General features: G+C 35.7%; 12 protein-coding genes. 5 read left to right on the plus strand and 7 right to left on the minus strand.

Annotated elements, in window-relative coordinates; all coding sequences use genetic code 11:
• The 5 genes from VB797_RS17510 to VB797_RS17530 form a co-directional block, all read right to left on the minus strand.
• Positions 1–202: hypothetical protein (locus VB797_RS17510; protein WP_323238999.1), on the minus strand; the 202-nt coding region annotated here is incomplete at its 3' end.
• Complete coding sequence (locus tag VB797_RS17515; protein ID WP_323239000.1) at positions 195–1517, minus strand: ATP-binding protein; 1323 nt, start codon at positions 1515–1517, stop codon at positions 195–197. The genes VB797_RS17515 and VB797_RS17510, both read right to left, overlap by 8 nt.
• Positions 1518–1876: 359 nt before the next feature.
• Positions 1877–3739, minus strand: a complete 1863-nt coding sequence (locus VB797_RS17520; RefSeq protein WP_323239001.1) for a CheR family methyltransferase — start codon at positions 3737–3739, stop codon at positions 1877–1879.
• Between the two features lie 355 nt (positions 3740–4094).
• Complete coding sequence (locus tag VB797_RS17525; protein WP_323239002.1) at positions 4095–5138, minus strand: chemotaxis protein CheB; 1044 nt, start codon at positions 5136–5138, stop codon at positions 4095–4097.
• 221 nt (positions 5139–5359) lie between these two features.
• Complete coding sequence (locus tag VB797_RS17530; protein WP_323239003.1) at positions 5360–6049, minus strand: signal transduction histidine kinase LytS; 690 nt, start codon at positions 6047–6049, stop codon at positions 5360–5362.
• A 482-nt stretch (positions 6050–6531) separates the two neighbouring features.
• Between VB797_RS17530 and VB797_RS17535 the strand changes: the two genes are divergently transcribed.
• Positions 6532–7449, plus strand: coding sequence for an ABC transporter ATP-binding protein (locus VB797_RS17535; protein WP_323239004.1), 918 nt, complete (start codon positions 6532–6534; stop codon positions 7447–7449).
• A 154-nt stretch (positions 7450–7603) separates the two neighbouring features.
• A complete protein-coding gene (locus VB797_RS17540) occupies positions 7604–8377 on the plus strand; it encodes an ABC transporter permease (RefSeq protein ID WP_323239005.1) in 774 nt (257 codons plus the stop codon).
• A 72-nt stretch (positions 8378–8449) separates the two neighbouring features.
• On the opposite strand, the gene VB797_RS17545 is transcribed toward VB797_RS17540, so the two are convergent.
• Positions 8450–9226 (minus strand): glucosamine-6-phosphate deaminase, encoded by a 777-nt coding sequence (locus VB797_RS17545; protein ID WP_323239006.1) that lies wholly within the window; start codon positions 9224–9226, stop codon positions 8450–8452.
• A gap of 213 nt (positions 9227–9439) precedes the next feature.
• On the opposite strand from VB797_RS17545, the gene VB797_RS17550 reads away from it, so the two are divergent.
• Together VB797_RS17550 and VB797_RS17555 are read left to right on the plus strand one after the other, a co-directional pair.
• On the plus strand, positions 9440–10087 hold the full coding sequence (locus tag VB797_RS17550) for an HAD-IA family hydrolase (RefSeq protein ID WP_323239007.1): 648 nt from the start codon (positions 9440–9442) through the stop codon (positions 10085–10087).
• A 1145-nt stretch (positions 10088–11232) separates the two neighbouring features.
• A complete protein-coding gene (locus tag VB797_RS17555; RefSeq protein ID WP_323239008.1) occupies positions 11233–12210 on the plus strand; it encodes a sucrase ferredoxin in 978 nt (325 codons plus the stop codon).
• Positions 12211–12470: 260 nt separating this feature from the next.
• Here the strand turns inward: VB797_RS17555 and VB797_RS17560 are convergent, their stop codons facing one another.
• Positions 12471–14192, minus strand: a complete 1722-nt coding sequence (locus VB797_RS17560) for a cation:proton antiporter (protein WP_323239009.1) — start codon at positions 14190–14192, stop codon at positions 12471–12473.
• Between the two features lie 597 nt (positions 14193–14789).
• Between VB797_RS17560 and VB797_RS17565 the strand changes: the two genes are divergently transcribed.
• Positions 14790–15404 (plus strand): glutathione S-transferase family protein (locus VB797_RS17565; protein WP_323239010.1); only part of this gene is annotated, 615 nt, incomplete at its 3' end.

The raw sequence follows: 15404 nt of genomic DNA on the forward strand, positions 1-15404 counted from the left end.
AGCGAGCTAAGAGCAACCAGCGAGCTAAGAGCAACCAGCGAGCTAAGAGCAACCAGCGAGCTAAGAGCAACCAGCGAGCGAGACGCATGTCCTTACGGACACGCTGCGCTACCGCACTACCCAAACCTATCAAAAATGAATAATTTAGACCACTAGGGTGCGGACGGCTTTTTGTAATAATTGATAACTCTTGACTATTCACTGATAACTGTTCTAGGTAACTCTATACAAAAGGTTGATCCTTCACCAAGTGAACTTTCTACGGTAATAGTTCCTTGCATTAAATTTAATAAATCTTTGACTATTGCTAATCCTAATCCCGTTCCTTGGTAGCGACGGGTTTTAGTTTGATTTACTTGCCTAAATGCTTGGAAAATATAATTTAAATCAATTTCTGAAATACCAATACCTGTATCTTTTACTATAATGATAATTTTATCGTCGTTTAATTCTTGTAGTTCAACTAATACACTACCAGTTTCTGTAAATTTAATTGCGTTGCAAATTAAGTTAGTTAATAGTTGTTGAATCCGAATAGGGTCATTAAGCACTTTTACATTTTGAATATTTATATCAATATTTAAAGCGATGTTTTTCTGGTTCGCAAAAAAACGTAAGTCGTCTGTAATTAACTTAAATAACTCTGTAATATTAAAATACTGTAGATTAAGACTAAATTTTCCTTCTTCTAATTTGGCAAAGTCTAGCATATTATTAATTAGCGTTAATAGCTGTTTGCCATTTCTGATAATCGTTTCTACCATATTTACTGACTGCGGAGTAAACTGATTTTTGTTTAACCGCAAGAGTACGTCGGAAAAGCCTAAAATGGCATTTAGAGGTGTACGCAATTCATGGGATAAAACCGCGATTATTTTCGATTTGAATTCTGCGGCTTCTCGTAGATGCAAATTTTGCAGTTCTACAAAACGTGTTTTTTCTTCTGCTTGTTTGCGATCGCTAACATTGCGTAATAACCAGCGTATACCAATGCAGTTAGCCTTATTGTCGTTTGTAGTAGTGGCGCTAATTTCACAATCAAACAAAATCCCCTGAGAATTTTGCAACCCAATTTCCCAATCTCTTAGTTGGGTTTGTTGGCATAAACGAGCTAGCTTTTCGCGAAATTTTCGACGTGCTTGTTGAGGAACGAAGACTATCAACAGTTTACCAAGAATTCTAGTTTTATCTATAGCAAATAGTTGTGATGCAGCTTGGTTAGCTTCGAGGATTTTGCCATTAATATCTGTCACAAGATAACCATCGGGAGCAAAATCAAATAATTCTTGATAGCGCTGACGTTCTTTTTCTATTTCTTGCTGATATTCTACTAATTGCTCGTTTTGTTGGAGCAATTCTTCTTCTGCTACGTGAAGTTCTTCTAAACTAACACTCAATTGCTCGACAGCTTGAATGAGTAATTCTTGCTGTTGAGGTGCTTCATGAACTGATTTATATAGTGAATCTGTTTGCTGACGAACTCCTTCTACTTTTCTAATGAATCGATCAAATTTCATAATATACCTTTGTTTTATTAAAATTCAAATTAAATAAATATTAAACAGCAAAGCCCAAATATGATATATCTTTTTTTTAATTATGTATCTGTCTTAATGCTTACCTGTGTAATTTTATGGCTCATCCGTACTTAGTATGCTATAAAAATCATCAAAAAAGGGAATAGGGAATAAAATTTAGTATTTACTATTAATTTCAAATCATACAGCTTGTTTCCTTTATCTAGTAAGCTTTTGATCTATACTTTTAACATACTATGTACTGAAGAACCAATTTTATTCTATTTGAGTACTAAGTATAAAATTAATAACTCCTAATTTCTAACTCATAACTTCTAACTCCTAAATCCTAACTATTTTTACCCTTTTTTCTCGCATTCTTCCATTAATAAAATTACTCCTTGAATATCTGTTCCTGAGTTTATTAATGGGGTCAAAATTATGTGACAACCTATTGATTTACCTCTACGGTTTGTTGCATTTAGCGTTAATTCGTGGTATTCAGTTTCTTTATTAAGAATTGCTTTTAATAGCTGTCTGAGTTTTTCAATAGGTAAACCGATATCTAAACTCATAAAATGTTGCGAAAAAACTTCGTCAAACCGCAATCCCCACAAGTCTTCTGCTTTGCGATTCCAAATTAAAATATGCAGTTCCGGACTGAGAACAACCACACCAGAACGGATACTGGTCAAAATAGATTCTAAAAAACAGTTAACGCGATTTAATTCGTCGCTATTGTCGCGCATTTCTTCGTTCATAGTCTGCAATTCTTCGTTGGTAGATTGCAGTTCTTCGTTCATTGTTTCCAATTCTTCGTTGGTTGACTGAAGTTCTTCATTGGTAGTTTCTAATTCTTCAACAGTGGACTGAAGTTCTTCGTTAGTAGTTTCTAATTCTTCGTTGGTTGACTGAAGTTCTTCGTAAGCTGTTTCTAATTCCTGATTAGAATGGACTAATTCTTGTTGCAAATCCTTAAATCGTGTCACATCAGTAAAGACTATTTTTATCCCCAGCAATTCATCCGTATTTTCATGAAGTAAAGGCATAATTTGTACGTCAAGATATTTGATTTCCCGATCGGAATTTGACCATTCTATGTCTTTTAAATAAATAGCACGTCGATTACTATGAACTTGATCGATTCGCGATCGCAAATCTACAGGACGATAGGAAATTTCTAAATCTTGTAACGGACGACCGATATCTTTGGGATTGATATTAAATATACTACGGGCTTGAGCGTTGACCAAAATTACGGTGCTGTGAAGGTCTACAATGATTTGGACAACTGAATCTGTCTCAAACATTGCTTCATAAATATGGTTTCTGTCTACAACTTCGGGAATTTGTTGTTGATTATTAACTGAGTAACCCATTCCTAAAAGCATTTGTCGAAAATTACCATTAGGAACTTTGTTAAACACTCTTTTGCGTAAATCAAGTGATGAAAATAGATGATTACGACTAAACAACATTTCAGCTTTACCCAAAAACAAGAAACCCCCGCTATTTAAAGCAAAGTGAAAGCGATCGAGAATTTTGCTTTGAGTTTCGCTATTAAAATACATTAAAGTATTACGACATATCAACAAGTCTATTTTAGATATAGGTGCATCCTGAACTAAATCGTGACGACCAAAAATAACCCCCCGACGCAGTTCTTTTTGAACGCTGAAGTGATTGTTTATTTGTTCAAAATATTTTTCCAGTACGGGTGGAGGAACGTTCTCCACTTGTTTAGTTGTATAACTTGCGTGACGAGCGTAGTTGAGAGCTTCCATGTCAACATCTGTCGCAAAAACTTTGACTCGCTGGGTATATTCTTCCATACCTAAAATTTTCGCAAGCAAAATTGCGATCGTATAAGTTTCTTCTCCAGAAGCACATCCAGCACTCCATATCCGAATTGGTTTACTTGGATTCTTATTATTAACAATAGTGGGAATAATTTCCGTTGCAATATATTCCCAAGCTTGTGGTTCCCGGAAGAAAGTAGTAACGTTAATTAAAATTGTATTGAATAATTCAACAAATTCGTCTGGGTGTACTTCCAAATAATCGAGATACTCAGCGTCACTTTCTACACTAATTGTTTGCATCCGCTTGCAAATACGACGACTTAAACTAGCACGCTTGTAACCGCTAAAATCAAAGCCACGGTTGCCTTTAATGTATTGCAATAAAGTTTCTAATTCGGGGTTTTCTGATGTATTAGTCAATGTATTAACTTCCGCTGTGACAAACGATCTTTAGATTAATTAGGAAATTATTTATTTATAATAAAATATGATTTTTAAAAACTCACCCTCGTAACTCGTTCCCAGTCTCTAACTCGTTCCCAGTCTCTGGCTGGGAATGTATATTATGAGGCTCTGCCTCTAGTTAATTTACCGGAGGCAGAGCCTCCTGTAATGGGTTCCCAGTCAAATTGGTTTTTCTTCCACATTTGCATTAGTCTTAATAACTCGTTCCCAGTCTCTAACTCGTTCCCAGTCTCTGGCTGGGAATGTATATTATGAGGCTCTGCCTCTAGTTAATTTACCGGAGGCAGAGCCTCCTGTAATGGGTTCCCAGTCAAATTGGTTTTTCTTCCACATTTGCACTTCCCTTAAGTAAAGTTTCTCGGATCACGTTAGCACGAGCAAGAGCGTCTTGGGCTTGTTCTTCCATGCGTTCTGCGGCTAAATGCTGATTGCGATCGCGCATTCTTTTTCCCATGCGTTTTGTTAAGGAAGCTTTCTCTTCTAAAGCCCGTAGCGCAAACCATAACGCATCTTCTAAAGCATCTGACTGCTTTGCTAGCAAGCTTTCCAAGGAATAAGCGTGACCGATGCGACATCGAAAACGCAACAAATTTTGTTGTTGTAATTCCCATAAAGTACCCCCGCAGTCGGGACAGCCAAAGGTAGAAGGTTTACCAGACCTGTCATCGTTGCTTAAAGTTAATTTATCCATATCTACCAAATCGGTTTCGATTTCCATCTGATGGGAAACGGGACTTTCTGCTTTAGCTTCGATGGGGGTATTAACTAGCTCAACTAATACTTTGGGAATTTCCGACAATGGCAGAATATAATCAATATTGTTGACATTTTCAATCGCACTACGCGGCATTCCCGGATAGGTTGCATCTTCGGGATTTTGCACAATTGCCACACCACCACGTATTTTTACCGCTTGGAGTCCCGCAGTTCCGTCATCAAGTACCCCCGTAAGCACTACTCCTATCACTCGCTGTCCGTAGGCTCTAGCAGCGGTGCGAAATAGAGGATCGATCGCCGGACGATGATTGTTTTCTCTGGGCCCCCGCACCAAGCTGATATATCCGGACTTAATTAGTAAATGATAGTCTGGTGGAGCAATATAAATATGTCCTGTAACAATTTCTTCGTTATTTTGAGGATGCAAAGCTATTAAATTTCCAGCCCGATTAAGTATACTCGGTAAAACGCTGGTTGCGTGGCTGGGTATATGTAGGACTACCATTACAGCAGCATCTAAATCCGACGGCAAATGACTGACTAAATAAGAAAGCGCTTCCACTCCACCTGCCGACGTACCAATAATGATGATATCCCTTTTAGTTTCGATATCTCCTCCTAAATGCTGCGATGTCATATAATTCGCCTTGCTAACATTAGCCTAGCATTTATGTTAAATTCTGTATTCAGCCCTAAAGTGTAACTACGAATATTATCAAAAATTATAGGTTTTTATTAGTTATCTTTAAATAGGTTAGAATTCGATTTTGATAAAATAGCTTTATTATTCAGATGATAAAAACCCGGTCTTTCCAAAAAACCGGGTTGCAAATAAGTAAATTAAGGTTAATTCAAAACTTAACGTAGAGTATTGTCTCTCTTGTCAATAATTTCTACTACATCGTGGTCAACTGCGGTGTTTTTGTCAACTACATTGCTACCTGCAACAGGTTCGCGGTTAACTACATTTTCAGCAACTGGGGTTGGATTCGCACTTACACCTTCAGGAACTTCTGCATTAAATACTTTCCAATTACCAATCTTGTGACTGCTTAAAACAGAACCAGCACGTTCTATTTCATCTTCGTAACCATCTACTACTAATAAGTAGTAACCGTTATTAATACTACCTTCGTAATGTCTAGCATCCTCTTCCGGAATACCCATACCAGTTAATCCACCGACGATACCACCTGCTGCTGCACCTAATCCGGCTCCAGCTAAAGTAGTTGCGATCGTTCCTGCTGCGAGAAAAGGACCAACACCGGGAATTAATAATTCATTCAAACCTAAAAGTAAACCACCTAAACCACCTAAAACAGTACCAGTGGTAGCACCAATTCCAGCACCTTCTTGAGCTTCATTTTCACCACGCTCGTTTCTTACCTCAGCACCAGCAATTTTCTCGTTACCATCTGCATTTTTTGCGAGTAGAGAAACTCTATCCATCGAGAATCCTGAGTCTCTAAGTTCGTAAAGCGCTTTTTCTGCTTCTCCTCGGCTTGCGAATGTACCAACTGCACGTTTGTATTGTCTAGTATTTAGCATATTTTCTCCTTATGTAATTAAAAATTCGCGTCGGTCTCGATCAACTTTTGTAATAATGCTTTGTATCTAAACTTGTCCAGTCAAAACGATTCAGAAATGAGTAATTTTTTCTGAATACGCTAAAAATACTCAATTGGTTCAAATCCTTCAATATCGCCATAAACCGCTTCTGATACATGGGGATGTATGAGATTGCGATCGTTCACAAATTACAAATTAATTTGACAAGTTTTGTTAACCGATTTGCTCCTCACAGTGTCTTGTATTTAATTTTAAAATTCATCATCCTTTAGGTTTAGCTTATTGATATTTATATCAGCCAAAAGAATGATTACATGGACTACATAACCTCAATTTATGATTACGAGTGGAGGAAGATAGCAATCTGTGGTTTATCCTCACGGACACGCTACCCGTTAGAGTAAGGTAATAACGGATAATGGTTATTGCGTAAGTCCTATAAATAAAAATAAATAATTAATATGATTGCTCTGGAAGCTTATAATCTCAAAAAGACTTATCGACTAAATAAGCAAATAGTAGAAGCGGTAAAAAACGTATCTTTAAATATTGCATCCGGGGAAGTAGTAGCTTTTTTAGGTCCCAACGGTGCGGGGAAAACTACAAGTATTAAAATGATGGCAGGATTAATTAAACCTGATTTCGGTTGGACAAAAATATCCGGAATAAATCCTCATATTAAGCCTAGTGCATTAGAAAAACTTGGTGCTGTTTTGGAAGGAAATCGAAATGTTTATTGGAGATTAACTCCTCAAGAGAATTTAGAATATTTTGGAGTATTAAAAGGATTAACTTATTATCAAGCTCGGAAATCGGGAATCGCACTTTTAGAAAGATTTGGTTTGCAGCACAAACGTCGTACCGCAGTACAGCAACTTTCGCGGGGAATGCAGCAGAAATTAGCTTTTGCTGTGGCATTAGTGCATCAACCCCAAGTATTATTATTAGATGAACCGACTTTAGGACTTGATGTTGAAGCAACGGAAGATGTAAAAGTTTTAGTCAGAGAAATTGCTGCATCCGGTTGCGCTATTTTATTAACAACTCACCAGCTTGATATTGCTGAACAACTTGCCGATCGCATCGCAATTATTCACAAAGGTGAAATCATAACTCAACTACCAACTGATGAATTGATTCGTCAGTTTTCTGGTAAAGCTTATAAAATTGAAGTGGAAACTGTGTTAGATCGAGTTAGAATTACAAAGTTAGAACAAATTGGTGTAGAAATCAGAGAAAATAAAATTATTTATGTCGATCAACCAGAATTAATTTATCAAGTATTTAATATAATAGAACCTTTAGAATTAAAAGTTGTTGAAAAAGCAGAAGCAGATTTAACGCAAATATTTTTGAAGTTAGTGAAACAAGGTGTGTGAATTGTTCTCGATTCTCGTTATAAGGCTCTGCTTTGGAATGCTAATATCGAGGTGCCTCCATTATATTACTAGAGGCAGAGCCTCTGAAACTTCATTCCCAGCCGGAGTCTGGGAACGAGTAGTCTGGGAACGAGTAACAAGTAATAATTAATAAATGTTAGAATTATTTTTGGCTGAATTGCGCTGTAGCTGGATACAACTTCGTCGTTATCCAATTGAGTCTATAGCACAAATTATATTTACCAGTTCCATATTTTATGGACTTTTCTTAGGGGCTGGTTATATTGCAGGTTCTAATTTTCAATTAGGAGATAGACTAGATTCAATTATTATCGGTTATGTGCTGTGGATTTTAGTCAACTTTGTCATGGCAAATATTGCCGGAGGGTTACAAAATGAAGCGCTAACTGGTACTTTAGAACAACTTTTTCTTTCCCGTTACGGTGCTGTTAAAGTATTTTTGATGCGAGGTTTAGCTTATTTAACTTTAGAAATAATCAAGATTATGATTATTCTTATTATCATCATTTTACTTACAGATAGCCGTCTATCTTTTCCACCAATATTAATTCTACCTTTTATTACAGTATTATTAGGAGCCTATGGTTTTGCTTTTATCATTGGTTCCTTAGCTTTGCTTTTGAAACGAATACAGCAATTAATGCCTTTGCTTCTATTTCCCCTATTATTTCTACTAACTATTCCTACAGAAACTTGGTCTGGTACACCAAAATTGTTAGCGCAATTAATCCCAATGACTCCCGGTGCTGGTTTATTACGCGATTTAATGGCACGAGGAGAAAGCTTAAATCTAACAACTTTGATAATTGCTTTTATCAACGGGACTGTATATTTTGCAATCGGATTATTTCTATTTCGAGTTGCAGAGAAAGAAGCCAAACGCAGAGGAATTTTAAGCGGATATTAATCAATTATTAATTATCAATCAGTAAATATTTTTACTTCTAACTCCTAACTTCTAACTCCTAACTCCTAACTCCTAACTCTTAATTAAGCTTGCTGCATCTACATCTATTGATAGTTGTGCTTGGGGTTGGTTGCGGAGAATTGAAGCTGGAAAAGATACGTCAATATCTCCTTCTAATAACTGTTTAACTACTTCGGCTTTACGCTTTCCTGGAGCGAGACAGATGATTTTTTTTGCTGCACAAATCATCGGTATGGTAAGGGTAAAAGCATATTTTGGTACGCTTTCTAAGTTAGGAAAGTGACCTTCTTTGACCTGTTGCTGATGGTTGACTGAATCTAACTTCACCAGTTTTACCATGTAGGGGTCGTTAAAATCTGCCACAGATGGTTCGTTAAATGCTAGATGTCCATTTTCCCCAATTCCTAACATACATAGGTCAATCGGTTGCGCTGTTAATAATTTAGAATAGCGATCGCACTCTTGTAAAGGCTGTAAAGTATCACCTTCTATATAATTGAATTTTTGAGGAGTAATCCGCTTTTCGATCCGCTCTCTTAAATAATATCGGAAACTTGAAGAATGCTCGGCAGATATCCCCAAATATTCATCTAAATGAAAACATCTAACTCGCGACCAGTCAATATTATTTAAACCAGTTAAAGCATCAAGGAATTTAAGTTGAGAATTACCCGTAGCAAACAATACTGCAACAGTTTGCTTCTGTTTGAGTATCTGCTGTAAATATTGTTGAACGATGGAAGAGACGGATAAAGCAAGTTCAGTTTCCGAATCGTAAATCTGAACTCCCAGCTTATCGACACGAAAATCTTTTGTAGCGTTTGACATTTGATCCTAAAGAATTTTGTTGAATTAAGTAAACGAGTAAAGGTAGATTTTTAATACCTATACAAGCGTCATTTACCATAGGTTGTCAAATTCTATAAGAATTAATCATAATTTTTTGTAGGCTGGAATGCATCAATTATTACGGAAAAGCACAATATAATGTAAGCTATTTGATAAAAATTGATATTTATTTACAGTTAATGGGCAGAAATTATGTTGTCAGCAATTTTATTTGATTTAGATGGAACAATTGTGAATACCGACCCCATACATTATCAGGTTTGGCGAGATATGCTACTTGAATATAATGTAGAAATCGATGAAAATATATATAAATCTAATATTAGCGGTAGGTTAAATCCAGATATTATTCAAGACCTATTGCCGCATCTATCTGTAGAACAAAACGAACAGTTTGCAGCAGAAAAAGAAGCAAGATTCCGTCAACAAGCATCATTGCTCAAACCGATCAACGGATTTGCACAGTTATTAGCATGGAGCGAAAAGCACAACCTTAAGCGGGCTTTAGTTACTAATGCTCCGAGACTTAACGCACATTTTATGTTAGAAGCTTTGCAATTGACACAAGCTTTCGACATCATCATATTAGCAGGAGAAGAAGCAGCAGCGAAACCAGACCCTACACCTTACTTAGTCGCTTTGGAAAGATTGGGAGTCAGTGCAGAACAAAGTATAGCTATAGAAGACTCACCATCGGGAATACATTCCGCTGTTAGTGCAGGTATTCGCACTTTAGGTATGACTTCCACCCAAACCCCGGAAGCTTTGCAAGAACTTGGTGCATTTATAGCAATTTCTGATTTTGCAGATTTGCAATTATGGACGTTTCTTAATTCTTAACAATTCTCAGCAATAATTTAAAAGTACCGCGATCTCATCATACATATGAGAATAATTATCTATAGAATCAGAATTTTCTATGGATAAGTAACAAAAGTTTATAGTTGTTAGGTGTAAATTTATTTCGGTCTAATATATGTTTTCTAAATAGCTAAAGCCTTATCTAATCAGCTTTTTAGACTATTGGTTGCTTGACAATGGCAATTTTAATTTTAGTAGATTCTGGTTTTTGTACCTATAACTATCTCAAATAAAGGCTATAAAAGTTATCAAGTACTTGCATTTTATACAGACATCGGTTACATTCGGATCTAAAGTTTGGCTCCCAATCCGGGAGAAAATTTGGGATTACATCTCTATTAAATAAGAATAAGTTAAGGAGTCATATAAAACCCTCGACTTTAGACGATTGCTCAAAAAGCCCTCGGCTTCCTTTGATGCTACTTGTTTATAAAATCTATTTTTTTTCAAATTTATTGAGAATATTTTGCAATATGTCGATAAATTTAGATATAGTAAAAATATATCAACTGAAACCTCCTAAAACCTTTAAAAATATTTGGATAATCAAAATATGACAGTTTCTTCATAATTAAGGTATATTTTTTTACCTATGTTTTAATCAACAATTTATATATATTTTGAAATTCCATTATGATGTTTCCCGGTATTTACTTGTAAGTTCAAGTATTAAGGGTATATATGATTTTCCTTGGTAAATATTAATGTGTATAAAGTCACTAATAAACAGATGTGTAACTCCCACAATTCAAGTCCTAATCTCAGTAAAAACCCTAGGATTCAAATGATAACAGTAGAAAAAACACATAAGCCTAGTGAATTCATCACTATCTATAGAAGTAAAATTTTGTATTTAATAAGATTGTTTAAGCCGTTAGTAGCATTTTTTCTCGTCCAAGAGAATTTTCATCAGGGAAGTGTTATAAAAGGGCTATCAGGAAAAGGTTTAAGTGATCTATTTTGTTTGTAGCACAAGTATTTTTCCTTGCAGTTTAAAGTATTGCAGCGGAATTATGATTGAGAAATCTTGGTAGTAAGCACAATTCTGAGGGGAGTTGACAGCAACTCAAACTATCTATAGGTGTAATATCCTTTTTGCAAAATACACAACCTATGTAAGTTAAATGAATACAAATTTTTGTTCGGATAATTCACGAAAAGTAGCAGAAGATATTGTTGGTACCGCAACCAATAATCAAACTTATGTTTTAGTGGAGTGTCCTGCTCCTTGGAATTCGGATGCTTTTAGTTCTAAATGGGTTCCGGATAATTTGCGGTTATTGGTAGAAGAGGCAAAAGTAGCTAAACTACCGATTAAGTTTCAGTTAATTGCTAATGATTTATCGCATAAAGTTAACTCGACAACGCTGCTGATTTATCACCAAGAGAAAGGAGAAGGTAAAGGTTACTCGAAGCGAGAATTTAAGCTAGAAAATATCGAGCAAGCAGCAGCAACGATCAAAAAATGGTTGTGGAGAAAGGATCTCAAATATGAAATAGATGCAACTACCACAAGAGATATTTTAATTTGTACTCACGGTAGTCATGATAAATGCTGTGCAAGATACGGAAATCCGTTTTACTTCCACGCTAACAATACTATTTCAAGTTTAGGTTTGGATAACGTGCGAATTTGGAAATCCAGTCATTTTGGAGGACATAGATTTGCACCGACAATGATCGATTTACCCGAAGGAAGGTATTACGGCAATCTTGACCAAGAGTCATTTCATTCAATATTGACTCATACTGGTGATATTAAACGCTTTCGGGACATTTATCGAGGCTGGGGAATTTTACCAAAGTCGATTCAAATTGTCGAAAGAGAATTAATTCTGCGTTATGGATGGGATTGGTTTGATTACAAAGCAGCAGGTAGAATCATTGAGGAAAGTTTAGATAAGAGTAATGTACTCGCAGAGTTAACTTTTGAAAAACCGGACGGTTCGGTTTATAGCTATCAAGCTAGACTTGTTAAAGATAATAACAAGACCCAAACACTCAAAAGTTCTTGTAATGCCAAGCATGATACTTTGTTCATTAAATATGCTGTTGCTAATATGTGGTTGGCTTCTAGACAGTTGGTGAAAGTAGCTAGTTAGTTTTATAGTACGTTACTTTGCTTGTCATCTACCATCTTTTATTTATTAGCAGAATTGGATATTGATTCTCTTCGTTTAAGTCCAAGGAAAGCAGCTTGAGTTACCAAGTGTTTTGATCAAATGGTGTGCTTTCTTTTATTTTAGATTTGAAATTACCTTACGGTAAGACGCTTCTGCGTCAATAGATTTTGGATTACGTTTAAAGAAGACTTGGTGTTATTTTATCGCTATTTGAGATATTGATAATTAATAACTTAGAATTACCGATCCGGTCTAATACTGATATATCGATCGGTGCGAATATTGTTAATAACGGTGTAAATTTGATTTTGCTCCTCACCTAAAGTTTTGAGTAAGTGAGTTCCTAATTCTAATGCTGCTTCAAATTCCGGTTGTACTACTTCCTTTGCACCCATTTGAGTTAGGATATCTATTTCTTTATCGGAATGCGATCGCACTATAATATCCAACTCAGGAGCTATTGACAAAGCGCGTTCTAACAATATTCTGGTGCTTCCGGGGTCGGGTAAGGCAATTGCTAGAGCTTTGGCTTTTTCTAAATGTGCTTTTTCTAGTACTAATTCGGAATCTGCATCACCAAATAAATAAGGTATTTTTCTGTGTCTGAGTCTTTGTATAGCTGGTTCGCTATTATCCATAACGATGACCGGATAGCCTTGACTCTGCAAAATTTTGACAACAACTTGCCCAACTCTACCATAACCCGCGACAACGACATGAGAATTGATTGTTTCTGGAATTGATAGGCTTTTAGGGGCTTCAAAACGTCGCAGATATTTAAATAAAAATGGGGTTTTTATCAGTCGATTGGCTAATTTGGGCGCTCTTTCTAATAAGATAGGAGTAATAATTAAAGTTATCGCCGTAGTACCTAAAAGTAACAGATAAGTATCTTGAGATATCAGTTCTAATTCTAAGCCAGTTAAAGCCAGTACAAAAGAAAATTCACCAATTTGATTAATGCCGAGAGCCGTAATTACTGCTGTTTTTACAGAGTAACCAAATTTTAATACAATCGGAAATACAATTAGGGCTTTACCGAACATTACCAATGTTACCAGTCCCAATATTAAGCCAAAATTTTCAATTAGAATAATTGGGTCAATTAGCATTCCAATCGAAGCGAAAAACAGACTGGCAAAGGTATCGCGTAACGGTAAAATTTTAGCTAAAGCATGGTCTGCATAGTCGATTTCCGAAATCATTAATCCGGCAACAAAGGCACCCATCTCAATAGAAAGACCGAGAGCGGCTGTAATTAAAGCAACTCCCAAGCATAACGCAATTATGGTTAATAAGAATAATTCATCACTTTCAGTTGCCGCAATATTACGAATCAAACCCGGTACAATCCAACGACTTAAAATAAACGCGATCGCAGCAAATCCAATAACTTTAGCTAAAGCCAAAAACAAAGCTGTAACAAGACCTTCCGGCTGCTTTAATGCGGGCAAAATCGCTAACATGACACCCAAAGCTAAATCTTGAACGATTAAAATCGCCAACATAATTTGACCGTGGAGCGTATAAGTTTCGCCTTTTTCTGTAAGTGTTTTTAATACTACCGCTGTTGAAGAAAGGGAAAATACCGCACCTAAAAATATTCCTTGAGGAAACCCCGAAGCCCAACCGAATACAACGGTAATTAAGGTTACTAAGGTAGTAGTTAATCCAATTTGCAGTAAACTACCGCCAATAGCAATATCTTTAACTCGTTTAAGTTCAGTTAAAGAAAATTCTACACCCAAAGCGAATAAGAGAAAAGCAACACCGAATTCAGCCAGAGATTTAATTAAATCCGCATCGCTCAATAATTTTAAGCCAAAAGGACCGACAATAAAACCGCTAGCCAAATATCCTAATAGAACGGGTTGTTTGAACTTATTAGCGATATATCCACCCAGCGCCGAAGCCCCCAAAACTGTGGTAAAATCCACAATTAAACTATGTCCTGCTGCCATATTTCCTCTATTGGGTAAGCTTTCAATAATCGCAATTATAGTGAAATCTTATTAGTCTAGAGAATTATTTTGGCTCTTGCGTACAAGTTTATGTTAATTAAAAAGTTGTAAAAGAGGGAGTAGGGAATAGGAAGTAGGGGAAAAAAGCCACCCCCGCAAATAATCTTAGTCACTGAGTATAAAAGTTATTAGTATGCAAGGATTTTCAACCTCTTTACTGTTTTTTTTGCGTACCTTAGTACTGAAGAACAATTCTTTTTTAAAAATTTATTTTAATTGTTTTTGCTTACCTAATTTTAATTAAACATCAAGCTGAATTCCTATATATAATTCAAAACTATACGTATTTTTCAGAATCTATAGTTAAAAATATTTCATAGACATCGTAATTTATTTAACAGTCGTGTCAGTATTGCGATCAAGAATCCGATACGTCCTTTTTATTTACCAAATTTATTTACTAAAAATTTACTAAATAAGTACTTATGCAAAATTAATTATATTATAAAAAAATTATAATTTATATTCTGTTTTGTGGAAAATATACTGTAACTTGAATCTTACATTGAATAATCATTCATTTTTATAATTTTTGGTATGGAAACCCCGCGTTTGTATGATTTTTTACCATCAGGTAATGGCTATAAAATACGTTTGTTATTGACGCAAATTGGGATGCCGTTTGAAAGAATAGAGATAAACATATTAAAAGGAGAGAGTAGAACTACTAACTTTTTAAGCATAAATCAGAACGGTAAAATACCAGTTCTAGAAATAAGTGAGGGTAAATACTTAGCAGAGTCAAATGCCATATTAATGTATCTAAGTGAAGGAACAGAATTTTTACCTTACGACCGTTTTTTTAAAGCACAGGTATTGCAGTGGTTGTTTTTTGAACAGTACAGTCACGAGCCATTTATCGCGACATCTAGATATTGGATTTCTATTTTAGGTAAAGCAGACGAGTATAAAGAAGCATTAAAAGAAAAGCGCGATCGCGGTTATGCAGCGCTTGAAGTGATGGAAAATCATTTAACCGGAAAAACTTTCTTTGTTGCACAACGTTATACAATTGCCGACATTGCTTTATTTGCTTATACCCACGTTGCGGATGAAGGAGGATTTGATTTAAGTAAATTTAAAGCTATTCTGGCTTGGATCGAAAGAGTAAAAGCGCAGCATGGGTATATCGAAATTGGGGATGAGAAGTTA

Source organism: Rivularia sp. UHCC 0363 (assembly GCF_034931125.1).
In the GTDB taxonomy this organism is placed as follows: Bacteria; Cyanobacteriota; Cyanobacteriia; order Cyanobacteriales; family Nostocaceae; genus Rivularia.